This is a genomic window from Halolactibacillus miurensis, from assembly GCF_900116255.1.
GTDB classification, from domain to species: domain Bacteria; phylum Bacillota; class Bacilli; order Bacillales; family Amphibacillaceae; genus Halolactibacillus; species Halolactibacillus miurensis.
Window position 1 is genome coordinate 60,003 of sequence record NZ_FPAI01000010.1, and the last position, 26,245, is coordinate 86,247.

Annotated in this window: 21 protein-coding genes and 1 pseudogene; 14 read left to right on the forward strand and 8 right to left on the reverse strand. The window is 39.4% G+C overall.

Going from position 1 to position 26,245, the window contains the following annotated elements; translation table 11 throughout:
- Positions 1–62: 62 nt before the first annotated feature.
- Positions 63–992, reverse strand: a complete 930-nt coding sequence (locus tag BM390_RS08070) for an LCP family glycopolymer transferase (RefSeq protein WP_062320504.1) — start codon at positions 990–992, stop codon at positions 63–65.
- 110 nt (positions 993–1,102) lie between these two features.
- Positions 1,103–1,867, reverse strand: coding sequence for a helix-turn-helix domain-containing protein (locus tag BM390_RS08075; protein ID WP_089854185.1), 765 nt, complete (start codon positions 1,865–1,867; stop codon positions 1,103–1,105).
- A gap of 229 nt (positions 1,868–2,096) precedes the next feature.
- Here BM390_RS08075 and BM390_RS08080 point away from each other — a divergent pair, with 229 nt between their 5' ends.
- Positions 2,097–2,786 carry a hypothetical protein gene (locus tag BM390_RS08080; protein ID WP_089854188.1) on the forward strand — a complete coding sequence of 230 codons (690 nt, stop codon included), beginning with the start codon at positions 2,097–2,099 and terminating at the stop codon, positions 2,784–2,786.
- A 73-nt stretch (positions 2,787–2,859) separates the two neighbouring features.
- Here the strand turns inward: BM390_RS08080 and BM390_RS08085 are convergent, their stop codons facing one another.
- Entirely contained in the window at positions 2,860–3,408 is a 549-nt protein-coding gene (locus BM390_RS08085) for a hypothetical protein (protein ID WP_089854191.1), read from the reverse strand.
- 280 nt (positions 3,409–3,688) lie between these two features.
- On the opposite strand from BM390_RS08085, the gene BM390_RS08090 reads away from it, so the two are divergent.
- Both BM390_RS08090 and BM390_RS08095 read left to right on the forward strand, forming a co-directional pair.
- Positions 3,689–4,582, forward strand: a complete 894-nt coding sequence (locus BM390_RS08090) for a LysR family transcriptional regulator (protein ID WP_089854194.1) — start codon at positions 3,689–3,691, stop codon at positions 4,580–4,582.
- Positions 4,583–4,664: 82 nt separating this feature from the next.
- Entirely contained in the window at positions 4,665–5,606 is a 942-nt protein-coding gene (locus tag BM390_RS08095; protein ID WP_089854197.1) for an NmrA family NAD(P)-binding protein, read from the forward strand.
- Positions 5,607–6,592: 986 nt separating this feature from the next.
- Here BM390_RS08095 and solA read toward each other — a convergent pair.
- Positions 6,593–7,720: an N-methyl-L-tryptophan oxidase gene (gene solA / locus BM390_RS08100; RefSeq protein ID WP_089854200.1), complete on the reverse strand. Its 1,128-nt coding sequence runs from the start codon at positions 7,718–7,720 to the stop codon at positions 6,593–6,595.
- Between the two features lie 220 nt (positions 7,721–7,940).
- Here solA and BM390_RS08105 point away from each other — a divergent pair.
- A pseudogene (locus tag BM390_RS08105) lies at positions 7,941–8,111 on the forward strand (LexA family protein); the annotation flags it as partial.
- A gap of 247 nt (positions 8,112–8,358) precedes the next feature.
- Here the strand turns inward: BM390_RS08105 and BM390_RS08110 are convergent.
- Both BM390_RS08110 and BM390_RS08115 read right to left on the reverse strand, forming a co-directional pair.
- Complete coding sequence (locus tag BM390_RS08110) at positions 8,359–10,353, reverse strand: glycoside hydrolase family 31 protein (RefSeq protein ID WP_089854202.1); 1,995 nt, start codon at positions 10,351–10,353, stop codon at positions 8,359–8,361.
- Between the two features lie 84 nt (positions 10,354–10,437).
- Complete coding sequence (locus tag BM390_RS08115) at positions 10,438–11,328, reverse strand: AraC family transcriptional regulator (protein ID WP_089854206.1); 891 nt, start codon at positions 11,326–11,328, stop codon at positions 10,438–10,440.
- 223 nt (positions 11,329–11,551) lie between these two features.
- Between BM390_RS08115 and BM390_RS08120 the strand changes: the two genes are divergently transcribed.
- The 8 genes from BM390_RS08120 (at position 11,552) to BM390_RS08155 (ending at position 18,481) form a co-directional block, all read left to right on the forward strand.
- Complete coding sequence (locus BM390_RS08120; RefSeq protein ID WP_089854209.1) at positions 11,552–11,878, forward strand: DsrE family protein; 327 nt, start codon at positions 11,552–11,554, stop codon at positions 11,876–11,878.
- A gap of 380 nt (positions 11,879–12,258) precedes the next feature.
- Positions 12,259–14,232, forward strand: coding sequence for a BglG family transcription antiterminator (locus tag BM390_RS08125; RefSeq protein WP_177220682.1), 1,974 nt, complete (start codon positions 12,259–12,261; stop codon positions 14,230–14,232).
- Positions 14,233–14,246: 14 nt separating this feature from the next.
- The gene (locus tag BM390_RS08130) at positions 14,247–14,705 is read left to right on the forward strand and encodes a PTS sugar transporter subunit IIA (protein ID WP_089854215.1); all 459 of its coding nucleotides are present in this window, start codon (positions 14,247–14,249) and stop codon (positions 14,703–14,705) included.
- A 16-nt stretch (positions 14,706–14,721) separates the two neighbouring features.
- The gene (locus tag BM390_RS08135) at positions 14,722–16,071 is read left to right on the forward strand and encodes a PTS galactitol transporter subunit IIC (protein WP_089854218.1); all 1,350 of its coding nucleotides are present in this window, start codon (positions 14,722–14,724) and stop codon (positions 16,069–16,071) included.
- The gene (locus BM390_RS08140; protein ID WP_062322857.1) at positions 16,071–16,352 is read left to right on the forward strand and encodes a PTS sugar transporter subunit IIB; all 282 of its coding nucleotides are present in this window, start codon (positions 16,071–16,073) and stop codon (positions 16,350–16,352) included. The genes BM390_RS08135 and BM390_RS08140 overlap by 1 nt, the downstream gene beginning before the upstream one ends.
- Positions 16,353–16,412: 60 nt before the next feature.
- Positions 16,413–17,258, forward strand: a complete 846-nt coding sequence (locus tag BM390_RS08145) for a class II fructose-bisphosphate aldolase (protein WP_089854222.1) — start codon at positions 16,413–16,415, stop codon at positions 17,256–17,258.
- A 4-nt stretch (positions 17,259–17,262) separates the two neighbouring features.
- Positions 17,263–17,961 carry a triose-phosphate isomerase gene (locus BM390_RS08150; RefSeq protein ID WP_082394550.1) on the forward strand — a complete coding sequence of 233 codons (699 nt, stop codon included), beginning with the start codon at positions 17,263–17,265 and terminating at the stop codon, positions 17,959–17,961.
- Between the two features lie 7 nt (positions 17,962–17,968).
- A complete protein-coding gene (locus BM390_RS08155; protein ID WP_062322855.1) occupies positions 17,969–18,481 on the forward strand; it encodes a YjbQ family protein in 513 nt (170 codons plus the stop codon).
- 722 nt (positions 18,482–19,203) lie between these two features.
- Here the strand turns inward: BM390_RS08155 and BM390_RS08160 are convergent.
- A complete protein-coding gene (locus BM390_RS08160) occupies positions 19,204–23,304 on the reverse strand; it encodes a cellulase family glycosylhydrolase (protein ID WP_177220684.1) in 4,101 nt (1,366 codons plus the stop codon).
- Between the two features lie 660 nt (positions 23,305–23,964).
- On the opposite strand from BM390_RS08160, the gene BM390_RS08165 reads away from it, so the two are divergent.
- Both BM390_RS08165 and BM390_RS08170 read left to right on the forward strand, forming a co-directional pair.
- Positions 23,965–24,336, forward strand: a complete 372-nt coding sequence (locus BM390_RS08165; protein ID WP_089854228.1) for an AbrB/MazE/SpoVT family DNA-binding domain-containing protein — start codon at positions 23,965–23,967, stop codon at positions 24,334–24,336.
- The gene (locus BM390_RS08170; RefSeq protein ID WP_089854231.1) at positions 24,336–24,623 is read left to right on the forward strand and encodes a type II toxin-antitoxin system RelE/ParE family toxin; all 288 of its coding nucleotides are present in this window, start codon (positions 24,336–24,338) and stop codon (positions 24,621–24,623) included. The genes BM390_RS08165 and BM390_RS08170 overlap by 1 nt, the downstream gene beginning before the upstream one ends.
- An 85-nt stretch (positions 24,624–24,708) precedes the next feature.
- Here the strand turns inward: BM390_RS08170 and BM390_RS08175 are convergent, their stop codons facing one another.
- A complete protein-coding gene (locus BM390_RS08175) occupies positions 24,709–26,235 on the reverse strand; it encodes a glycoside hydrolase family 43 protein (protein WP_089854235.1) in 1,527 nt (508 codons plus the stop codon).
- Positions 26,236–26,245: the final 10 nt, after the last annotated feature.

Sequence of the window (26,245 nt, forward strand, 5' to 3'; positions counted from 1 at the left end):
ATAGCATGACAAAAATAAAGCCGCGCGTCGACCTTATATAAGTCGATGCGCGGCTTTTTAGATTAAGATTCAATTAAATCATGAACTTTATTGATTTCCTCTTCAGTGACAATGTGATAATAAATGTTATTGATCATCGAACCAGACCCCTGCATTTGATAGTCTTCAAAATTCGAGGCAGTTTGACGGTAACCTTGGAATAGTGATGTCATATCACTAAAGGTCATATTGGTACTCACGTTGTTACCTAGCACATCAAGTAAATCCGAAATACGGGTGATGTTTTCGATTTTCGCACCTTCTCTTACAATACCTTCAATGACTTTACGCTGACGTTCGGTCCGGCCAAAGTCACCTCTTGGGTCTTCTTTTCTCATCCGGACAAAATTCATCGTCTCATCCCCGGTTAAGGTAATGTTGCCGGTTGGGAAGGTGTTGCCACCTTGAGAAAAATTCAGTTCATTATTTACAGTGATTGGACCGACTAAATCAACGAGTTCAGCCATACCATCCATATTCACCCGCGCAAAATAATCAATATCAATATCTAAGAAATTTTCAACTGTTTCAATCGCCATGTCTGGGCCACCGAATGCATGCGCATGATTGATCTTATCTTCTGTTCCGCGACCAGCAATCGTCGTCCGAGTATCACGCGGAATACTGACGAGTTGAATTTTGTCTTCATTTGGCTTTAAAGTCATGACAATGATCGCATCCGAACGACCACTGACAGATGACTCTGAATCAATACCGAGTAAGAGGATATTAAGATTATCTTTGTTCTCGATTTTTTCTTTTGTTTTTTCCGTATCAATCACGTTACCAGAAACTTTTTCATGCATATTGTCATTGACATTGCTTTTAACCTCGTTATATAAATGCACACCATAACCAACGATCGATAATAATAAGACGAGTAAGATAATGACGGGGGTTAAAATCCACCATTTCTTTTTATTTTTCTTTTTGTTTAAACGGCTATTTTCCATATCAAAACTTCTTTCTGTATTATATTTTTATTCTAAGTAGTAAGATTATAACAAATTTCGCGGAATCTACAAGTGTTATTGGCTATTTCTCATCTAACTTTCATCTATTGTTAGGAGGCAGTATATTGCTTCCGGTAGTCTGACGCCGTCATATTCGTGTATTTAAGGAAATTACGGTTAAACGTCCGTAACGTCTCATAGCCACACTGACGAGAAATTTCAGAAATGGTTAACTCACTATGGGTTAACTTATTAATCGCTTGAGAAACGCGGTATTGATTTAAATAATCAGTAAAAGAAAGTGACGTCATTTGTTTAAATGCTTGTGAGACGTAAGTATAGTCATAGTCAAGGATCGTCGCCGCTCTTTTTAATGAACAATCCTTATCGTAATGGTTGTCAACATAGAGTAATAAATCATGCAGTAATGTGGTATTCATTGTTGCTTTTTTTTCGATAAAGTTCGTTTGACTGATTAAACGCGAAAGCACATCATACAAAAACGCTTTTTGATGGTACACCGTCTGGAGTTTCTCTATCTTTGGTAAGGCAGAGTAGGAAATGACAGGTGAGGTCGCTAACCGCTCTTTATATTGTTGATCAAAATCACTGATGAAATCGGTTGAGAATAAGACAATGGTAACTTTCGAATGGTGCTCTGATGTAATACGATGAACTTGATGACTGTGAATGAAAATAAGTTGTTCTTTCGACACATTATAGGTTGTATCATTCATATCAACGCTAATCATTCCTTCATGGACAAGTATACATTCGTACGCAACATGAAAGTGTAAGGGAAACTGAAGGTCGTTGACGTGATGATATAAAAATGTTGTGGGGCCCGTTAACCCGTGGGTTTGAAAAAATACCATGCACACACCCTCCAATGAATGTTTAAGACTTACTTGTCATTATACTATAGTTCCTTCTTTTTCGTTAATATATTGAGAAAAAATGAGCGGATTATAAGAGTAGACGATGTTTCTGCACTAAAAGTGACATATCTTCACGAAAGAAACTTTTAGGCAAAGACTAGGCACTTGTTTCGTTAAATGGTAGTATGAAGTTAGGAAAATAATGATAAAGGTGGTGAGGGTGTGAATGGCGTTTATTGATCTCATGATAGAAGAAGTTCCTGTTTTTTATCTCGTCGTCTTTTTTATTTTCTTTTTGTTGATGATACTTATGTTAAGAAAGCTACGCCAACTGACAGATTATAAATATATCGTTATCATCAATACAATCAATCAAACGTATCAAACCATCTTAACAACGCCGATCACTGTCATAGATGATCAAGCGTCAAAGACGTCCTTACAACACTACTTATTAGATAGACAGCCCGTCATATATCACGGCAAAATAGCGGACGATGATTTGGTGATCGATAAAGAACAGAAGCAATACACCTTACCTAAGCCGCTGTTAGAACAATTCTTTTATGTACTTAGTCAAGTCAAAACGATGATGGTTAGGAAAAGACATAGTCACCGTCAGCTGTCACTCATGATCGAGACGCAAGACCCCTTGTTGTTTCTATCATTATTAGATAAAAATCAGTGGAATGAGTATGAACGTTTGTTTACAAATAAACAACTGATGCCGGTGGTGTATTTAGCTATCAAACAAGTGAATGATGCTTGGGATGATTTATCGGTGACCGATCGCTTGTATGTACGCAACATACTAAAAGATTATGGCCGAAGTGGTATGGAGAAGCTCGCGGTATATTTGACAAGACGAGAACGCCGACAGTTAGTCCGATTAGAAAAGCGGTTAAGAAATCATTGAAACCAACGCTTCATTAAGAGGATTTAAAAAAGAAACAAGCACCTAGTGTTTAAGGGCTTGTTTCTTTTTTTGTTTACATATTGTTGATGTCGTCTAAATGCGCTTGGGCATCTTCATACAAGACGTCAGATTCGATGACTTTTTCAAATTCTGTCTTAGCCATATCGATATACTCGATTTCTAAGAATTTTTCACCGTCTTTATACGCTTGACGAGAGATGATGAGTGCACTGTGTTCAGTACGGGCTTCTTCCGCTTTAGCTGGGACACCGTCTAGTTCGATTGTTTCGAAGTCTCTTAGTGTATTGCCGTAAGTGTTCACATCTAAGTCTCCACTAATGAAGCTTTCAGAGAGTGTATCCACTTCCGCGATTAACTTTTCAGTCGTCGTTTCTTTAATGGCAGCGACCTCTTCTTCTGTTAGGTCTGCCTCAGTTAACGCTTGAATCGCGCCATTGATTTCAAAGTAGCGACCGTCTTCAATAATCGTGTTGATCTCCTGTTGTTTTGCTTCAGCAGCCGTCATGTCCTCTGTATCTTTTGACGCTGATGAATCGTCTGTATTAGCTTGGCATCCAACAATCAGTAGGGTGAATGCAAGTAATGCGAGTAGTTTTTTCATAAACTTCCCTTCTTTCTATTTTTGTCTGTTCACTAGTATATCATAATGGAATGAGTTAATTAATGATTTATCTAATCGTTAGAATAGTAAAAGTATTATGTGAATTGTTAATCTTCGGATAAATGAAAAGATTGTGCGGCAAATCGCTGGTGTATACTTGAAAATCACTTGGTGCTAGATTGAGCTAGAGGGATAGCTTTAACGGCCATGCTTATAAAGTATGGGCCATATAGTCGGCATCATTCATGATATAATTTAAAAAAGAATGGAGGCGATAGAGATGAATATTGAAAAAATTAAATACTTCATTGATCTCGTAGAATGTAAAAATTTCACTGAAACAGCGAAAAAGAATTTTGTCTCTCAAACGACCATTAGTCAACAAATAGCCTCGATTGAAAAAGCGTTTGATCTTAAGCTTATTGATAGGAAACATATGCCGATAGAACCGACCTCAGCTGGGTGGACGTTCTATCGAGAGGCGCTCGTCATTTGGAAACAATATAACCGTATGCAGAAGACAATGTTAGATTTTAAACGGAATCAGCCACAATTACTAAGCGTGGCGTATACGACGATGACGGATATTCAGAGCCTATTACCTCATATGCCAAAGGTAAACGAGAAACATCCTAATATGAGATTAGATTTAACAAAAGTGACGTTAAAAGATATGACGGCATATCTAGAAAAAGGTCTCTATGATCTAGCGATCGCCGTTGATTCAGCCTTTGTAGGCAATGATCAGATTGTTACCCAGACACTCTACAGTGGAAGGTATTGTGCGGTTGTCAATCGAAAGCATCCACTGTTTAACCATGAGACCATCTCTAAGGAGGAGCTCTATAAGCATCCTTTAATTATGTTGCATTCGAATACGATTGGGAATACGTATCATTTGATGATTGAGCATGCGATTGAAGATGGCTATGAGCCGAATATTGTTCGAACAGTCGAAGATGTTGAAACAGAACTTTTCCATATCCTTACGGATCAGGTCATTGGATTTTTCCCTGATAACTATCAACTCAATCACTCAAACGACGAACTGAGGCTGATTCCTCTCAAAGATTCAAAGCATACATTTAAGATAGTAATCGGTTATTTAAAAGGCAATGATAACCCAGCACTAACCTCATTTATGAACGGTATGCCGGATTGGTTTTCCCAATAGGCTATGGGATTTTTATATTAGATTATGTTCAATGCTTCACGTAGTATGGAGTTATCAATCATTTTAAAAAGGAGAGAGTGTTATGGGGAAATTATTATTAACAGGTGTTGACGGAAATTTAGGCGCACAAGCAGCGGCATACTTAGTCGATTTGGTAGACAATGATCAGCTTATTTTTTGTGGGTATAACCCTGAAGCTTTGAAAAGTTATGCCGAACAAGGGATTGAAACACATGTGACGAATTTCAACAAAAAGGACGGGCTTGTCGATGCTTTTCGTGGGGCAGATAAGTTAGCGTTAATTTCAATGCCTTTCGTAGGAGAAAAACGTCAACAAGCGCATCGACATGTGGTGGATGCGGCAAAAGAAGCGGGCGTTAAACAAATCATTTATACATCTTTAGTGAATGCAGGCGATGAAACAAATCCTAGCGTGGAAAAAATCGATCATATTTACACAGAAGACTATATCAAAAGTGTCGGACTAGATTATATTTTCTTGCGCAATTCGCAGTATGCAGAAGCGATGATTACGAATTACTTTACCTTTGTGAAAGGTGATGGCGTATTAAAAAACAGCCAAGGCGACGGACAAATGGCTTATATCTCACGTAAAGACTGTGCGAAGGCGGTCGCGTATGCGTTACAATCGACTGATTACCACGAGGCTACACTAGACATTAATGGGGCTGAGTTAATGACCATGACAGAATTTGTGGCGATCGGTAATCGCGTCACAGGTGAAAACGTCTCATATGAAGCCATTACCGATGAAGAAAATTATGCGATTTTTGATGCGATGGGTGTTCCTAGAACAACAGAAGGTAAATTTAAAAAGGATTCAGAAGCTCCTTTCTCATCTGAAGGCATGGTCACTTTCGCCCAAGCGATTAGATTAGGGAAAATGGATGTGTATACAGATGACTTTAAACAGCTGACAGGTGATAAGCCGATGACAGTCGAGCATATGTTTACTCATGCAGAACAATTCCAAGTCGGTGAGCGTCACTCAAAAGACGATTAATACATGAGCACCCTTTAGTAAAGCCGCATAGCTTTGCTAAAGGGTGCTTTTCTTATAACATAGGAAAGTATAAAAATGTCGTTGATATAGCAGGCGTTATAACGTTAGTATGTGTTTAAATGTGCGTTTGCCTCTGGTAAAATGATCTTGAGTCATGTAGATTGCTCTAACTTATTGGTTTAGTCACTCATAAGTATAGCGGATTTATATGGCTTTTTTTATATTTCATAAGATCATGCCTGTCATTTTACAACAGACCAAAAGAGTATGTAGAGGTAAATGACGGAACAAAAACAACGCACATTGGTGTTAGTACTGAAGTTAAAATTATTGAGTCACTAAATGCGTTAATAATGAGCCATTTAGAAAACGAGCGATATGTTAAAGTAGTTAAACAAAGACCAAAGGAATATAAAGTAACTGATGATTTTTTGGGAAATATATTAATGAACTAAGCAGTGGATAGACGACGCTATACTAGACAGTTTCGCTGAGGTTAATTAAACCTATGAGGCTCATCACTCGAGGGAGAGGCTACCCATGGAACAAGAGCACGCCAATCGTTCTCGAAAGCATTTGAAGAACAAGTCGTCAAACGATTCTTAGCCGGAAAAACTAGAAACGAGATTATTAAAGCGTTTGAGGTAGTGTCATCAGCCTTTGATAAGTGGATTCGTCGCCGATAGAGAAATCTATTATAAAAATAGGGGGAATGGATTAAGCATTAGATCAAACGTTCTCTCTCAGCAAAAAGCACACCTCATCGTAATGTCGTCGCAGAAGCAGCATTTAAAACACTAAAAACAGAATGTATTTTACGCGAACCATTTGTTTCACAAGAAGCGTTAGCCGTGGGTGCATTTTCAATTGCTCTGCTAAATTTAAAGACAATGCATTCAGGAATGAGTTTAAGTGCGCTGAGAGAGAAAGTGCCTGTTCTTTCTTTCGCGACGTCGATTAAAACGGCCATGATCCTTAGTGAAAGATTAGTTAAACCGGTTAATCGCAAACGGGGACAGATCGACGTTTGCTTTACCAGAGATTAATAGATCGCTTAAAGCTTTACCAACCGCACTACTAAATTTAAATCCATGTCCAGAGAATCCGGCCGCAATAGCAACATGGCTATAGCTAGGGTGGAGATCAATAATGAATTTTTCATCAGGTGTTTGCGTGTACATACACGTTTTCCCGTAGTTGAGTTCATGAACATTTGGGAAATACTGATGTAAAAATTGTGTTAAGTCGGTTTGATCTTCTAGTTTCTCGCCAAAGGGCTGTATTGATTGGTTCGGATCTATTGATTCGCCTCCGTCATGTCTACCTAACTTTAACCCTGCTTGGTTGATACTTGGGAACCCATAATACATGCCAGCGTCAGTATCGAATGAAAAGGCAGGAAACAGCTGGTGGTTGTATTGTTCTTCATCCGCATCAAACCAGGCAAACGTCTTTCTTACCGGTGTCAAAGGAAGCTCTAAATCTAGCCTTTCAAGGACCTCATTCGACCAAGCACCAGCTGAAACAATTAAGGCATTTGCCTGACAGGTGACTTCAGCGGTTTTAACCGTGACTTCATGTTCTTTTACTTCTATATCACTGACCTTACTATTCGGAAGAAGAGTCGCTCCGTGTCGTTCTGCCAGTTCTCGGTAAGCTTTAATAGCTTCTTCACAGGCTAACACCCCAGATGTTGGTTCAAAACAACCGGTAAAATACTCGGGAATCGTAAGACCTGGCCAGCGCTGTTGAATCGCCTCAGCCTCCATCACTTCTAGTGGTAACGCATAATCATTGGCACTTGAAATCGTCGATCGAATAAAGTCAGAATCAGGCTTTCCTACATTTAATACCCCTGTCTGCATAAAGATCTTCTTATCAGACGCTTCTGCTAAATCCTCCCAAAGTTGCTTTGCTTCAAGCACTAAGGGCACATATTCAGCCCCCTCACCATAAGCATAGCGTATAATTCTTGTCTCACCGTGATGACTACCAGATTGGTGCGGTGGATCAAACGCATCGATTAATAAGACATTCTTTCCACTTTTAGCTAAATAGTATCCTGCCGCCATACCAACGGATCCGGCGCCAATCACAATCACATCATAATGCATCGTTTCTTCCCCCTATGTATTTAATCGGTGACGTTTTAAATTGTCGCTTCAGCCTGATAGAGTGCTGGCTGTAAACGTCGCCTAATCGTTTCTGTTTAATCATCATTGTATCATACGCATACTTGTATCTTGACACAGTATGCTTTTCCCTCTGTCATCAAATGAAAAAGTTGACCCAGACGATACGGCCATTGTTCATCGTTAACAAACAGCTGAAACAGGTGACATTGTGATTGCGGTGATTGATGATGAGGCAACTATGAAACGTTATAACCCAATGGGCTCGCAAGTGATTCTCCAATCAGAGAATCATGCGTATGAACCCATTTTAATGGACAGTGAGGATGTGAAGATTAACGGAAAAGTCATCGGTGTACTAAAAGGAAAGTGATACGTTTAATAAGGCTCGGGGCATGGGAGAAACGGTGCCCCGAGCCTTATTTTTGATGACATGCTTCTTTAAAAACCGTTCGGTGAACAGTCGTGGACTTTCACTTGTCCATTTCGTCATTAAGAAAGACTAACGAAAAGAACCTTGCCAAATGAACAAGCAAGGTTCTTCTAGTCGGTTATATTAAATTGAGCTGACGACTAAGTGATTGGCTTAGTTATTAGCAAAAGCTTAAACAGTCGTCACATTAAATTTTACCGATAAGATAAGGTTGTTTACCGTCTCGTAAGAAGATAGGGATCGTGTCTATACTTGCGATTACCTTTTGCCACTGACCACCTTCAAATACTTGACCCGTTTGTGCGTCTGTCCATACAGCTCCCTTTGGTAAGAATACGTGACGCTCAGTCGCATACGCTTCTACTATTGGGGCGACTAAAATGTCCGGACCGTACATATATTGCGTGTCTAAATCCCATGCTTCTTTCTCATCAGGAAACTCATAAAACATGGGACGTATCACGGGTGCACCTACTTTATGGGCTTCTTTCATGAGTTGTCTTGTATAATCACGCATGTCCTCGCGTATAGCAATGAATTTTTTCATAATCTGATAATTTTCTTCGCCGTAACTCCAAACTTCATTCGGTGCGCCTGTCCATTCTGTCGGTTCACCGTCGGCTTTAAATAGCTCTTCATGTGGCATGCGACTGCCATGTAACCGCATGACCGGACAAAATGTCCCGAATTGGAACCAGCGAATAAGCAAGTTTTGAAAATCCTTGTCGTAAATATTGCCACCGTGGAAACCACCAATGTCGGTCGTCCACCACGGAATACCCGACAAGCCCATATGGAGTCCTGCGACAATTTGGTTGCGGAAGTCTTGGTAGGTTGAGTGAATATCACCGGACCAAACTAACGTACCGTATTGTTGACTACCAGCCCATGCACATCGCACCAAGTTCACGATGTCGGATTGCCCATTACTTTGTTGTCCTTCATAAAAACCTCTGGCGTATTCTCTAGGATAGATATTTCCTTGTTGCAGCACGCTTCCTTCATAATACCGATAATTATCAAAATCATAGGTAGAAAATTCAGGTTCGGCTTCATCTAACCAAAACAATTTAATCCCATGTCTGCCGTAATGCTCTTGACATTTTTCCCACACATATTTTCTTGCTTCTGGATTCGTCGCATCATAAAACACATTGTTGCCATGAAAACTCATTTGAACGTTAAGGCCACGGTCTGTTTGGACTAAGAGTCCTTTTTGGTGCATATCTTGGAAGTTTTCACTACGCCAATCTATTTGTGGCCAAATAGAGACCATGACTTCCATCCCGTATGAACGTAATTCATCTACCATCGCTTTAGGATCTGGAAAGGATGCTTCATCGAAGCAGAAATCTCCACAACGTGGCCAGTGGTAATAATCGATGACAAAAACATCGACAGGAATGTTACGACGGTGGTATTCTCTAGCGATCTCGAGGACTTGCGCTTGATTATGATACCGCAATTTACATTGCCAGAATCCTAATCCATATTCAGGCATCATCGGCGCGCGCCCTGTAACAGCGCTATATTGTTCTTCGATCTTTGCTGGGGTATCTCCAACGGTCAGCCAATAATCTAATTGCTTTGTACTGTCAGCACGCCATTCCGTTGTATTGTTACCAAACGACACGCTGCCAATCGCTGGGTTATGCCAAAAGAAGCCGTAACCAAGATTAGAGACATAAAAAGGGATAGAAGCTTGAGAGTTGCGGTGGGCTAATTCGATATTACACCCTTTTAAATCTAGTAGGTCTTGTTGATACTGTCCCATCCCGTATATTTTTTCATTTGGATTAGCTTCAAATGTGGCTTTTAAGCGGAAATCACCACCAATATGCGCTTTAAAGAAACGGGCTTTACGAACAAGCGCGCCTCCACCGTTTATTTCTCTTAAAATTGGCTCTTTCTTATCATTATAGAAAGTAACAACAGCAGCACTGTTCCAACCTCTCGTGTCAATCGTCGCAGAAATATTACCATTAGTTATGGTAGCGACATCCTCTTGGATCTCAATGGTGGCGGTTGATGCTTGTGGAAGTAGGGCGCTGCTTTTTAAATCTAACGGGCCATTTGGAACGGACGCGACTCTGAAACTATTTTCTCCCCAGCTCATAATACGTAACGTTTCACCGGCATGATGGTATTCTAAATATTCTGGTCCTTTTTTGAAAACTGACATAGGACGCCTCCTCTTATTGTTATTAACGTCAATTATAGAGAGTAGACGGTGTTATATCCTTTATTATCATGTCAAATAGTATGACTATCGTGTCATTTTACGATAGTGTGTTGGCGTCATGCCGGTCACTTTTTTAAAGACAATCGAAAAGTAATTACTGCTGTCAAAACCGACGTCTAAAGCAATATCAATAATAGGAGAATCAGTGTATTTAAGCTGTTCCATTGCCCGTTTTAAACGGAATTGTGTGACATATTGCATCGGTGTGGAATGAAACGATTGTTTGAAAAATCGGCAAAATTGTTCCTTGCTTAAGGATAAGACCTTTGCCATTGTCTCTAAGCTAATGTCATCTTGATAATGCTCACTAATGAAGGTGAGAATATTCTTTTTTCTTTCTTCATTTACATCATTAGGTACGATTCCTATGTCACCTAATGGTCTGCCTTCGAGGATCTGACATAACATCAAGAAAAGATAACCTTTCATTTGTGTTTCAGCATAGTTCCGTCTGTTTTGATAGCTTCTTTCAAAAGCATGTAATAAATGGGTGAGAGTCTGGTTGTTGGGATCGTCTTTTTTGATGACATACGAAGGAATAAACGTCTGATTTAAAAATGGTTCTAATTGAGTTGTTTGAATTTTATCATCGCGCTTACTTGCGATAAAATCTGGATGAAACACAATAGATGAGAACTGGCATTTTTTATTACTCGAAAGGTAGGCGCCATGAATGATGTTGGGTGGAATTAAAACGATCGTCTGTTCTTTTGCGACGAACGAGACTTCATTTATGACTAAATCAATGTCTCCTTCTTTTACATAAAACAACTCCGCTTCATTATGCCAATGATTATGAAAGATAAGTCCTTTTTCGTAATGGGTAACATTTTGATACAATTGTAGCGGAAAAGCTTCGTTTCCGTGCTTTGTTTTTTCTTTAAATTGTAAGATAGGTTGTGTGCGTGTCTTCACGTGATAACTCCTTCACATTATTTGTCTGACATGTATCAACGTCGTATCTTTTAAAATGGAAGTGCTTTCTTAAAATTATAGCTGATAGATAATCAAATGAACAACCTTCTTTAGAAGAACGAATGGTATCAGTCGCATTTTATGGATCGTCACGTTACAATGAAAGTAAAGAAGCTCAGACACAGAAATAAGACAACCTGTGTTATTTAGGGAGGAATGAACGATGCGACGGGTTATTTTTCATATCGATGAACCTGAGAAGTGGCAATTGGCGCTTAATAATGTCAACAATATGGTTGACTATGCCAATGAAGAAGTGATTGTGTTAGTGAATGGACCGGCTATTAGTGGGTTAGTCAAAACGAGTGAAGTGAGCGATCGACTAAAACATGTGTTAAATAAAGAAGTGAAAGTGAAAGCGTGTCTGGTGTCATTAACGAATAAAGGCATCAGTCAAACCGATCTTGTGGAAGGCATTGATACTGTACCATCAGGTGTTGTCTATTTAAGTGATCAACAACATCACGGGGCAAGTTATATTAAGCCGTAATGTATAGAAAGTGAGTAGTAAAGAACTAAAATATATGCTTATAAGCACTTTGAAAATATACAAATATCACTAACATTAATCAATTAAATACTCAAGAAATCTAACTGTAAGAGGTGAATCATCACTTCTTATGGTTTTTTTATTGGGAAAATACAGAAATGAAAAATATGTACCCGCTTTATCTGCATAGCGGTATAATATCAACAGTGTGTTGAGTTATATGACGAGTATCAATAGTATAAATGTGATGTAACTTTTCCATAAGCCGATTAAATAGATAGAAGTTAAGCTGTTCCACATTAATGTGGAAGAAAGATGTCATGGTTGAAAAAGAAAGCGTTTACTATAATGAAAGTGTAAAAGGTAAAGGGGACATGGATATGAATAAAACAGATGCGCGAAGATTTCATCTTTATAAGTTGTTAGCAGAAGAATTAGATTACCGGCCGGCTAATTTTTTTAGTAACCAATTATCCGTTTCTACAAAAACGATTTACGATGATGTTGCGTTTTTAAATGGTGCAATGGATGGGACAACTTGTATCGAAAAGATGCCTAGAAAGGGCTTGCTCTTAAAAGGTTCAGCTCAAGCAAAAGAAATTTTTGAGAAGAAGCTCATTGAACAATTATCCCCCCGTCATTTATCTTTTTCACCTGAAGAAAGACAGCGTGAGATTGTCAAACGATTGTTTTTACAAAATGAACAGATGACCTACGAACAATTATCAGCAGACTATGTCGTCAGTGCTAGTTCACTAAGAAAAGATATGGAAGAGATTCAAACGTTTTTGACTGGCAAAGATGTTCAATTAATTTCAGACCATTTTGGCACACGCCATAGAGGAGAAGAGAAAGATATTCAACATGTTTTAAAACGTTATATTTTTTCACTATTGGATGATGCACCATTAGTAGATGTAGTGAAACGTATGTCTATTTTAGAGGATTTGGCTGAGCAGTTTTTTAATCCAACGGTCATTCAATTTGTTCATCAAGTCTATGGCAATCTGATCGCCAAAGCGGGTAGACCTTTAAGTGATTATTACAAAGACTCGCTCTATATTAGTTTATTGATTTATGTTCAACGCCTTTATATTGGCTGTCACACGACAAAGAAAAAACAAGTTTTTATTGAGAATGTGACGTATATGGAGTCGTATTTGATTGCGGTAGAACTTTCGGAATGGATGCATCATACGCTTGGTTTAGTGTTAGAAAAGCATGATATTGAGTATTTATCAAGTTTATTATTTGCTCATGACATTAAACCCGTACTCGAAATGCAACAAGCCCATCCAGAAAATGTGCAGATTGTTAAACAGTTGATTAAAAAAATGAGTCATATGTTGGAAGTAGACTTACAACATGATTCGCATTTGTTTCATGTGTTGATTGCCCATATGACAACGATGATTTACCGCTTAAAATTAGGCATAACCTTAACAAATCCGTTACTTGAAAGTATTAAGCGTCAATACAGTGTGTTATTTAATATTGTGTGGTACTTAATGAATGATATAGAAGAAACTTATGATATTCAATTAAACGATCATGATATTTCTTTTCTTACTATTCATTTTCAAGTATCCATAGAAAAAAAGATTCCAATGAACAAAATCTTGATTGTGTGCGAGAAAGCTTTAGCCACCTCAGAGTTAATTTACAACAGAATTAAACACGCGTTACCTGCGACAAATATGATAGAAACAATCTCACTCTCAGATTTTTATCAAAATAATCTAGATGAAGTAGATTTAATCATTTCGTCTGTACCACTGACCTATGAAAAGCAACCAGTAATTTATGTCTCACCGTTAGTCACAGAGTCGGAGATGATGTGTATTAAAAAACAATATGATGAGATGAGTCAAAGTAAGTTGATTCTTAAACCGAAGCAAACTAAATCAGAAACAAAGCTTGAAAAGTATTTAATAAAAGATAATATTTTTCTTCATAAAGCGTTTAAGACAAAAGACCAAGTCCTCGACTTTTTCTCAGAAGAAGCGTATCAACGAGGATTAGTCACTGGCGAATTTAGACAATCGCTTTACGAACGAGAAGCAATGGGGGAAACAAGCTTGTACACTGGCGTCGCGATACCGCACGCATCAAGTCATACAATGAGACAATCGTTTATCTCCATTGTCTCATTGACACATAAGATTCAGTGGGGATCAAACAAAGTACAGCTCATTATTTTTATTGGCGTAGCTGAAAAAGATATTAATGAGATTAAAGATGTGTTTGCTGAGCTGTACCAATTAATTGAGAAAAAATCCTATGTCGAACACATAGTGTCGATGACGGATACTAGTGACTTGCTGATGTTTATAAATGAAAATACGCCTGTATAGATTGGAGTAATAACATGTTATTTGATAAGGAAATTATCATCCTACAACAAGAAAATATGTCTTCAAAAGAAGCGGTCTTAAAAGCTTTAGCGCAATGTTTTAAAGACGAAGACTTAGTAACCGATCAGTTTATTGATGGTGTGATTAATCGTGAACAAGATTTTCCAACGGGTTTGATTGTCAATAATATTGGTATTGCCATTCCGCATACCGATAGTGACAAAGTAAAACAATCACAAATCGGCTTTATGTCGCTAAAAGAACCCGTGGCATTTCAAGCGATGGATGGTTCCGAGAAGAGCGTCCCGGTGCGTCTTGTGTTTATGCTCGGTCTAAAAGAAGCGCATGAACAGTTGGATATATTAAGAAAATTAATGGATTTGATTCAGAAACAAACCGTCTTAGAAGCGTTACTTTCTTGCACGAATAAAGAAGACTATTTAACCATTATTCGAACGGAAAACCTAATTTAGTGAGGGAGGAATTTTTATGTTAAATGCACTACAGTGGTTTGTTGATTTAGGGGCAACTGTCGTCTTACCTATTCTTATTTTTGCTTTTGGTCTGATTCTAGGAGCCAGACCTGGAAAAGCGTTTATATCAGGTTTAAAAGTAGGGATTGGTTTTGTCGGTCTAAACCTTGTTATTGGCTTGCTAGGTAATTCACTTGGACCAGCAGCTCAAACAATGGTCGAACGCTTTGGCCTAAGTTTAACGACCATTGATGTTGGGTGGCCAGCAGCTGCAGCGATCTCTTACGGGACGATTCTAGGAAGTTTATCTATTCCTGTTGGTATTATCATTAATATTGTTCTATTAGTGTTTGGTCTAACAAAAACGTTAAACGTAGACATTTGGAATTTCTGGCATGCGGCTTTTGTTGCTTCACTTGTGTATGTCATTACCGATAACTTTGCCTTAGGTCTCTTTACAACCGCGGTCTACTTCATGATGATCATTTTACTAGGCGATGTAATTGGTCCGATTATTAATAAGTTTTATGGCTTCCCAAACATTACGTTTCCTCACGGGACATCGGCGCCAGGGTTTCTCTTTGCGGTGCCGATGAACTGGTTGTTTGACCGTATTCCTGGTTTTAATAAATTAGAAGCAGACCCAGAATCCATTCAAAAGAAATTTGGTATTTTTGGTGATACGACGGTGATGGGTTTAATCATCGGTTTAGTCATCGGTGTCTTAGCTGGTTATGATGTTGGTGGTGTGGGTGAATTAGGCGTTTCAACAGCCGCTGTTATGATTTTGATGCCAAGAATGGTGTCACTGTTAATGGAAGGGTTAACACCAATCTCTGAATCCGCAACAGAATTTGTTAGAAAAAGATTCCCAGGAAGAGAGCTTTATATCGGGATGGACTCAGCTTTATCAGTAGGGCACCCAGCTGTCTTATCTTCTTCCCTCTTACTTGTCCCGATTACGATTGCGTTAGCGATCATCTTGCCAGGTAACAGTACGCTCCCATTTGGTGATTTGGCGACGATTCCATTTGTGGTAGCGTTAATGGCAGCGGTCTTTGGTGGAAATATTATTCGTACTGTTGTCGGTGGCACGTTTTATATGGCATCCATCCTTTATATTACGTCATGGGTTGCGCCATTAGTTACAGATGCGGCAATCGCTTCAAACTTTGATATGGCAGGTAACTCAAGTATTACGGCGATGGCAGAAGGCGGTCTATGGACAACGTTAATGTATGTGCTCGCATCCGACCATTTAGGTTGGATTGGTATTGGCATCATCGGTATCATCACTGTTTTTGGACTGTTTTATGTCAATAAGGTAAGACCCAATCGTTCACAGGTGAAAGAGGAGGCGTCATGATGAAAAAATTACTAATAATGTGCGGGACAGGTGTCGCAACGTCAACGGTCGTGACAGGTAAAATTAAAGATTGGTTAAAAGATCATGGGTTAGACAAAGAGGTCACGTTGTATCAATCAAAAGTGGCAGATGAGATGAATAAAATTGATGATTACGATGCGATTGTCACCACAACGGTTGTTCCAGACAAAATTAAAAGTAAAGTAATAAACGGCGTCCCGCTTCTGACAGGCATTGGTGCTGATCAAGTTTATGATGAGATTAAACGTCAATTGAGCTAATTTTACAGTTGAATCGACACATCTTGTGTCGGTTCTTCTTAACTATTGGAGGGAAGTAGTATGCTAGTCAGTTCAACAGAATTATTTCATATCGCAGATAAGAAGAACTTTGCGATTCCAGCGACAAACTTTATTGATGCACTAACGGCTAAAGTTTATACAGAAACAGCCGAATCGTTAGGTTTACCATTAATTTTAGCGTATGCTGAGTCGCATCAAGATTACCTTAGTTTAGAAGAAGCGGCCTGGATTGGTAAACACTATGCAGAAAAAGTAAGCGTGCCTATCGTTTTACATTTAGATCACGGCTCGGATCCCACCTTTATAAAAGAAGCGATTCGCTTAGGTTTTACATCGGTTATGATTGATGGCTCATCGTTATCTTTTGAAGACAATGTTCAGGTAACGAAGTCGATTGTTGAATATGCTCATTCACACGGGGTTGTTGTCGAAGGGGAAATTGGTCATGTCGGCTCTAATACCGTTTCATATGAAGGGGAAGATAATGATCAATCACAGTATACGACGTTAAGTGAAGCAAAAGCCTTTAGCCAATCTACGGGCATCGACTCATTAGCCATCTCCATTGGAACGGCCCACGGTGAGTATACAGGTAAACCTGAGATTAACTTTGAACGATTAAATGAAATCGATAAGGAACTGTCGGTGCCCCTTGTGTTACACGGCGGTAGTTCGACAGGGGATGAGAATTTAAAGCGCTGCGCAAGAGAAGGAATGCGTAAAATAAATATTTTTACAGATTTAATAGTGGCGGCGCATAAAGAAGCACAAACACAAACACCACATTATATGGCGTTAAGAGATAATCTCGAACGAGGGTTTAAAGAGGTATTAACCCACTATTATCATGTATTTGAAACACAACCAATAGAACTGAAGGGATGATACTATGAAACATTCAACGAAGAGTCGACCATTTTTTATGATCAACCCAAAGTCGTATTTAACCGGCAAACATGCATATGAATTAGCTATTGCTGCCGACCGGTATGCAGAAGCAGCTGATTTTGATGTGTATTTTACTGCGCAGTATGTTGATTTAAAAGCCTTAGCTGATCAAACAAACAATCTTATCATCACAGCCCAACATATGGATGGGATTCATTTAGGACGAGGGATGGGATTTGTAACGGGGGATAGTTTAAAAGAAGCAGGGGTATCGGCGGTGATGCTAAACCATGCTGAACATCCGTTAACCCTTTCTCAACTTGTTGCTTCCATCGATAAAGCAAAAGCAGTTGGCATAACAACGATTGTATGTGCTGACTCTGTTAAAGAAGCGAAAGCCATCGCCATGTTAGCACCCGATATCATTTTATGTGAACCAACAGAATTAATTGGAACCGGACAAACCAGTGATGCTAGCTACATCGAGAAAACGAATGAAGAAATTCGGGCGATTTCTTCAGATATTCTTGTTATGCAAGCGGCAGGGATTACCACACCAGAAGACGTCTATCATACAATCGCAAAAGGTGCAGATGGTACGGGATGCACGAGTGGTATCGTGTTAGCTGATAATCCAAGTGTGATGGTAAGAGATATGTTACAAGCCGTCACAGACGCAACGAAAACGGATAGAAAGTAGGGAAACTATGGCAACTTATTACGACCAACTGATACTCACATCAAATGGTACACGTGTCACATATCACAACATTACAAATCAAATTCGAAAAATAGTCGAAAAAAGTCAAATCACTCATGGTATTTGTGTGGTTTCTTCACCACATACAACATGTTCCGTTGTTTTTGAAGAATACGTTCATGATACCGACTTTAATGGTGATGAGTACATTCAAGTCGATCTTAACCGAATATTAAATAAACTGATTCCGCGACAACTAACAGAGTCAGATTATCTCTATCCAGGACAAGCCCATGTTGATTTTCTTCACGGTTTGGATGATCCTGATTATCCGACGGATGAAGCGACAATATTAAATGCGGATGCGCATCTTCGAGCGACGCTATTTGGCTCTAGTGAAAACTTTGTCTTAAAAGATAAAACATTGCTTATCGGTTCTGTCGGGTATATATATTTTATCGACTGGGACCAAAATAGAGTACGTGATCGTAAGTGTAATATCATGATAGTTGGAGACTGAGTTAATTAAACCGCCACGCAACAATGTGGATGTTAAGAAATATGTATCGATAAATAAAGAGCGCGGAACTGTGCAGCAACAGTCAACGTGCTCTTTTTTCGTGTGTATGTGTTTGATCGTCTTAACGCATGCATATGGGCTAGATTGTGAAGTGAAACAATTTAAGTTAAAAACTTAAACTGCCTGACATCAAATTTTTGAAACGACATCGTTTGGCGTTGTTAAGGTTATCATATGACTAAGAGGCAGGCATGTTACAAAAACAAGTCAAAAAATATCTAAAGCTGAATGTTTAAAAGAACTTCACCGCGAGTATAAAAGCATAAGGAAATTCGGCACATTGTATCGGATAAAAACAGCTGAATTAGCTTATGCTATTGTGAAAGAGACTCCAGACGTTTTTGTTTTTTAAACAAACAGTCTATGCGTAGAATTGTTCAATAGGCTAAATTAAAGCCTGCCATTAATAAGGAACAAGAAGATGATGTGGTGAAATTTTTACATGTGATTTATCGTGACCGCTCAAGTGATAATCCGCTCTCGAAAACATTGCAACAAGAAATACTAAAAAAAGCAAGCAGCCCTATCGATTAGTAAAAGTATCTCCTTCTAAATAAAAAGATGTTTCATCTATGAGGCATGGAAATAATAAAAGCGTACGGATCTGTTTTTATACAGATCCGTACGCTTTTTTAAATGAATAAAGGTTTAAAGCTATGGCGTTAACAATGGTAAGTCTGACGTTTTTTATAAAGCATGTACCCGATACTCATGACGATGAGTAATCCGCCAATGACTAATAAGTTAAAGATGTGAGAGGCCGTATGTGGCAGTGCGTCTCCATTTTCTGCACTTGGCGTGTCGTTTGTATCGTTAGGGTGTGTTGACGTCTTGTCATCGTCATCTGCTGATGTATCCTCACCTGTCGTAAACGTAGCATCATTGTACACCGCAAATGTACTAAAGTGGTTAACGGTTGTTATAACGTAGCCATCACGGTATGATCCACCAACATCTTCCCAGGTTTGGGTCTCTTCATTAAAATAATAAATCGATAAAGCATCCGTCTCTGTCTCATCGATATTAAAGGCTAATGTCACAGGGTGATCAAATGCCGTAACTTCCTTACCGCTTGACGTCACACTAAACGTATAGATGGGACTCACAGCTTGATCGCTATAGACAGGTGTAAATGCGGTCGTTTTTGAGATAGCAATCACACTCTCACCAGATAAGTCTTTTGAGTGAATCGATACTGTCACATCTTTTGTGACGACTTTGATCACGGCATTTTTTTCTTGTAGCTTTTGGACGTGTTCTTTGGATAACACGAGTGATGAAGTATCGGTCAGAGTTACGGTTAATGTCCCATTAGATTTAAGTGCTTCGATCTGTTTATCTAACACTGTAGCTGAGTCATCATCTGTATTTGTTTGATCATCGTTCGTGTCTTCTTCATCTTCTTCCGGGTTAGTTGATGGATCATCAGGATCAGTGACCGGTGGTGATGCTTCTTTTGTTTCACCGGTGACCGTTGTGCCGTCATGTGTGACGAAGTAATCAATGGTCTCGCCGTTTAAGAAATGAAGACGAAGGGTCACTTCTTTATTTGCTTCAACCTCGTTAAAAAGCCGACTGATGTTGTTCCACTCATCATAAATGAGCGTGAGTACATCATCTTCATAGTCTGGTGAAAAGACATAACCGAACTCTTTAAATGTTGTCCAGTTTTGTGGACCAGCTGGTCCAGAACCATCGCTATAGAAAGCTTCTAAGGTAATTAATTGATTCCCTTGATAGTTGACTGGAATGGCAAAGTCTTTAATAGGAGCAGTATGATTTTTCAAGGTGACTTTTCCTGATACGAAAAGGTCCACCGTCCAATCAGCCCCTTCATCAAATTGAAGCGTCAACGTGCCTTGATGGCCAATGGTTGATCGATCAACGATCGAGTCAAGGAAGGATTGAGTAAAGGTCAACGTTGAATCCACAAGCGTAAACGCGTCTCCATCATTTAGTGTCGTGTCGTTGTAGACAACACGTTGAAGGGTTCGCCCATTTAGTTCTAATGCTAGTGTCCGCGCAGTCACGTCTTTATTTAAATCAAAATAAAGATAGTCTTGATTAGCCGTTGCCGAACGACCAGCGATACTTGCTTTTAGCATGTCTCTTAATTCAGTATCAAACCATTGGTAGTTGTTTCGGTCGATATGTTGACCGTTATCCCACAACATATGAACCAAATTATGTGCATTCATATAGTTGATCACATATTCAAAGAACTTCAGTTTCTCGCCTTGTTGAATGGTGCCGGTATGTTGGTCAAATCCTAGTAAACCAAATTCACCTACAACGACGGGCGTATCAATGGCACTGAAAATGTCATGTGTCTTCCCAAGATAATCTTCGACATGTTGTTTCGAGTCTTGTTCGAAGGTAGTATAACCGGCAATATTAACACTAAATGGCCAGAAGCCATAGTAATGGACGGTTGCCATGATGAAGTCATCATGTTGCGCGTCAATCCATTCAGCGGTTGCGTTTAAGTAGTGCGCATCCATCGCGGTATGCATCGTTGGAATGATGACCGGACGAAGAGCGTTATTCCCACCACTACCTCTAACAATCTGCATAAAGGCATCGTTTAATTGATTGAGATAGCCTTGGGCTAAGTCATCTTCAGGATTAAAGCGCGGTTCATTAATGCTCTCAAAGCTAAGATCAACCGGATAATCTTTAAAATGCTCAGCGAGTTGTTGCCAAATGGTTTCAAAGCGTTTGAGCGTGGCTTCAGGGTCTTGTGGCATCTCATTTTCAATCCATACCCAAGAATCGTGATGGATATTCATCATCACCTTCATATCACGCATCAAAGCCCAATCTACGGTTTGAGTAATCCGAGCGAGATAATCAGGGTCAATCATATCGTCATCAGTTAAACGACCGTCAAAGGTAATGGGAATCCGAATACTCTTGTAGCCAGCTTCACTGACAAATTGAATTAGCTCTTCTGTGACACGTGGATTACCCCAAGCGGTTTCATCGGTTACCTCCCCCGCAACCGCGTCATAGGTGTTTCCTAAGTTCCATCCAGGTTGCATCGTGTTCGCATAGTCATCAATCGTGTAGGTTGAGACAGTGTCACCTTTTTTAATGATGGTTTGTTCAATGACTTCACCACTTAAGAAATGAAGCTTCAATGTGACTGGACGGTTGTCATCGATGTCATCAAATAACCGTGAATGACCGTCCCACTCATTATAAGTAAAGACCAATTGATTGTTGTCATAGTCTGGTGAAAAGACATAGCTAAATTCTTTAAATGTCGTCCAGTTTTGTGGACCGGCACCTGACCCGTCAGGATAGACCGTTTCAAGGGTCATGAGTTGATCCCCGTTATAATCAACAGGTAAAGTGAACGTCTGGTAGTCATCACTATTCGTCCCAACTGTTGGTGTATCATAGACGCGTAAATCAATCGTCCAATCAGCCCCGTCATCAAAGCTAAGGGTAATGACACCCTTTGTCCCAATAGCGGACGCGTCAACGACTGACTGTAAAAAGTCGTCAGTAAATGTAATCGTTTCATCTGTCAGATGATAATCCATATTTGATACGATGGTATCGTTATAGTGAATACGAGAGAGCGTCCGTCCATTTAGCTGTAAACCGAGCGAGCGCTTAGTGACGGTTTCGTCTTGTTTAAAGTACAAGTAATCCGCTTCAGCTGTAGCTGAACGTGTGTAAAAGCTGGCTTTATTGATGGCTTCAAATTCATTGTCATACCATGTGTAATCATGGCGATTGATATGTTGACCATTGTCCCACAACATATGAGCGAGATCATGTTCACTCATGTAGTGGATGACATATTCAAAGAATTTCAGTTTTTCACCTTGTTGAATCGTACCAGTATGTTGATCAAAGCCGAGTAACCCAAATTCACCGACAACGACAGGAATGCCGCTCTTTGTAAAGGTATCATAGACACGGCCGAGTTCGGTATGGATATGTTGTTTCGCTTCTTCATTGAAGGTTGTTGCTCCGGCAATATTGACACTAAAAGGCCAATAGCTATAATAGTGAACAGTGGCAATAATATTTGGATCATTCATTTCTTCTATCCATGATTTTAAACGTGAGACGTGTGGTTCTTCTGAACTTGTGTGCATCGTGGGGATGACGACAGGTCGGGTTGTATTATTGCCACCACTTCCTCTAACAATCTCCATAAATAATGTATTCAGTTCATCTAAGTAGTTTTGGGCTTGTTGTTTTTGATCGGCATCAGATTGACTATAATCCACCGTGAACTGTGGTTCATTTAAACTCTCAAAGCTCACGTCTTGTGGATAATCTTTAAAGGTGTCACTTAACTGTTCCCAGATTAACTGGAAGCGTGTGACGGTCTCATCATGATTGTTCATCATGCCGTCACTCAGCCAAAGCCAAGAATCATGATGAATGTTAATCATGACTTTTAAGTCAGATTCAAGTGACCAATCGACGGTTTGTTTGATCCGATTTAAATAATCTTTATCAATTACCCCATCCTTCATTCGACCATCAAAGGTAATCGGAATACGAATACTGTTGTAGCCATCTTCTGAAATAGCTTGAATGAGTTGTTCTGTCACGCGCGGGTTGCCCCAAGCGGTTTCATCTGTCACCTCACCAACGACCGCATCATACGTATTCCCTAAGTTCCACCCCGGCTGCATATCTTTGGCGTATTGTTCAATAGTTGTTTCTGCTGAGACGTTTGTTGTAATGAATAAACTGAAAAAAAGCATGAATAAAAAGCCGACGAAACGTTTCTTCATGTAAACACTCCTATTCGTTTTTACGTGCATGATTGAAAAGTAGTAAGAGAAGAAAAAAACAATAAAATATAAAACAAAAAAATCGTATGATTGATCATACATCAAGTAAATAACGTTAAGCTGTCGACACCTCCTTAAGAAGAGATTTTTTCAGGTGATGAGTCAAAGTGAAGGGGGAGTCTAAAGGGGGTAGTCATCACCTGAAAACGCTTACGTATTAAACTTTAGCATATCCCTGTCGTTTAAAAAACCTAACAGAACAGTGATAAAAACCGGTGAAAAGAAGTAACAAACGTAAAAGTTAAGGATATATTTTCTCATGAATAAGTGGGAAAGTACAAACGTTAACGCTGTGTAATGGCAATTGTTCAGTTAGAGCTCATTTTTCATCCCACATGTTCGCCCGCTTCTAAAAAGAAGCCAACTATTTCAGTCTGGATAATCGCCTCTTACGTCGTTTAATATAGGGTAATAATGGTCCTTTTCTCATTCTTCAGAAAGGAAAAATCAGTTTGATGAATGAACGGATCTTATTTAAGTCTGTAGAAGTAACTTCAGTACCTTTAATCCTTGGAGAGAATACAGCCCCATTTAATTATTTCCTATTTCTTTGTTTCTTTGATATAATGAAACAAAGAAATAAAGATAGGAGTGAGTAATATGGGGCAATTAAAAGATAATCAAAAACAAATAGATCGGAAGATCATTCGTGTGTCCAACAAAAGACAGATTACGATCCCGCTTAAATATTTTGAAAAACTCCAGCTAGGTCAAGAGATTGAATGTGTATTAGAGGACAATCAAATAGTTTTAAAGCCAGTTCAAGATCAAACATTTAATTACTCAGTAGAAATATTAAAGGAACTCGTTGCAGAAGGTTATGAAGGAACGGATCTTATTTATGCATTTAAAAGCAAAAGTAACCAAATAAATCAGGCGGTTGAAACATTAATTGATGAGGCGGAAGCTATTGGAAGAGGTGATAAGCAGGGAGCTAGTTTTAACGACATTTTTTCAATGGATGATGATTAATGTACGATATAACTTTCACTAGACATTCAGAAAAGTACTTTAAGAAACTAAAAGAGAAGCCACTAAAGAAAATGTATAAACTGACTTTAGAAAAAATTCAATTCAACCCATATAGTGGTCAACAAAAACGAGGGGATTTGTCGAAAGTTTATAGTTTTGATATGAGATATCAGGGTGTTAATTATGAAATTGCTTACCTTATTATTGAACACCCCCAATCCAAAATAGTTGTTATATTAGCTGGTACAAGAGAAAACTTTTATGAACAGCTAAAGAGATTAATTTAATAATTTTTTAAGCTGAATAGCGTCACATCAAGTAATATACCTACTTGATGTGACGCTATTTTAAATGTGTGTCATTGTTTAATGATTACTGCTTGGTCATCGATAAGTAATGGGCATCAACATGGCCTGGTTGTGCATTCGTTGAGGTCGTATAAATACCTAACGTACATCCAACAAACCCACCGGCTACCTCGGTGCTTAAGTAATGACTGTCTACATCTTCTGCCACAACGATTGTCTCCTCATTGATTCGGCAAAGGCCTTTGACGCGTTGACCCGCGCCTTGTATTTCAAGCGTGACGTCATCGCCATTAATTGGGACTGAATTTAAGATTGTTTCTTCACCGTCAATCAAGCTCAGCATTTGAACCGTTGTCTGACTGTCTTCAACAACAACAACTAACCTAATTGAGTAGCGTTCATTTTGTAAGATGGCAAGACCCGCTTCAGACCCAGAAGTTAAGGCAAGGTTTAATCGTGTTGTGAGGTGATAATCCATTGCTTGTTGCTTCACACTGATGTAAGTGGGTGAGGCAAGGTCCTTGATTGTTTCTGTCGTTGGATATAACCGTAACCGCCCGTCGCCTACATTAAACGCATAGTGTGTCATCACGGGGTTGCGTAAAAACATAAACTCAGGCCGTAATGATTCAAACGTAAAGTGGGTCGTTTCTTCGACAGGTACAAGCGGTAATTTGTGTGTTTGTTCTTCTAACAAGCGACCGACGCCAGGGTTTACGACTGGCCAGCCGTCTTCAAATACGACTTCAGCTAAGAACGTTTCACGGCCAAGGTTACTATAGCCATCAAATAATCGACTCGCAAGCATCGTCATGTACCACTGACCGTCTGGCGTTTGAACAAAATCACCATGACCAACATTATGAACTGGGAAGTCTTTCCCGAGATGACGGTGGGTAAGAATCGGGTTGTTTTTATTACCGATATAAGGCCCGTCCACACGCTCGCTGCGTGCGACCGTACAGGCGTGATTATAGCCGGTGCCACCTTCAGCAATCAGTAAATAATAATAGCCATCGATTTTATAAATATGCGGGGCTTCTGGCCATATAGCTGTGTGTAGCGCTCCTTTCCACAACTTCGTACTCACGCCGCTAAGCTGCATCGTAGTAAGGTCAAGCTCTTGTAACCAGACTTCCCAGTCACCGTTATACTTGACACCTTCAGGGTTGGGTCTTGTGCCAATATAGTAACACTTACCGTCATCATCAAAGAAAAGACTCGGGTCAATCCCTGGGGCATGATCAATATAGTAAGGGTTTGACCATGGACCGGCTGGGTCTTTGGCGGTTACGATAAAGTTACCACCTTCGGTGACATTTGTTGTAATCATATAAAACGTCCCGTCGTGATAACGCAGACATGGCGCAAAAATGCCGCCGGAATGTTCGGCCCCTGAAAGTGGTAATTGTTCTTCTCGGTCTAAGATATTCCCGATTTGTTTCCAGTTGACTAAATCTTTACTATGATAAATCGGGACGCCTGGAAAATAAGCAAAAGTAGACGTGGCTAAGTAATAATCATCACCGACCGCACACACCGATGGATCCGGCGCAAAGCCTTTGATGACAGGGTTTTTAAATGTTGGCATAAATAGTCGC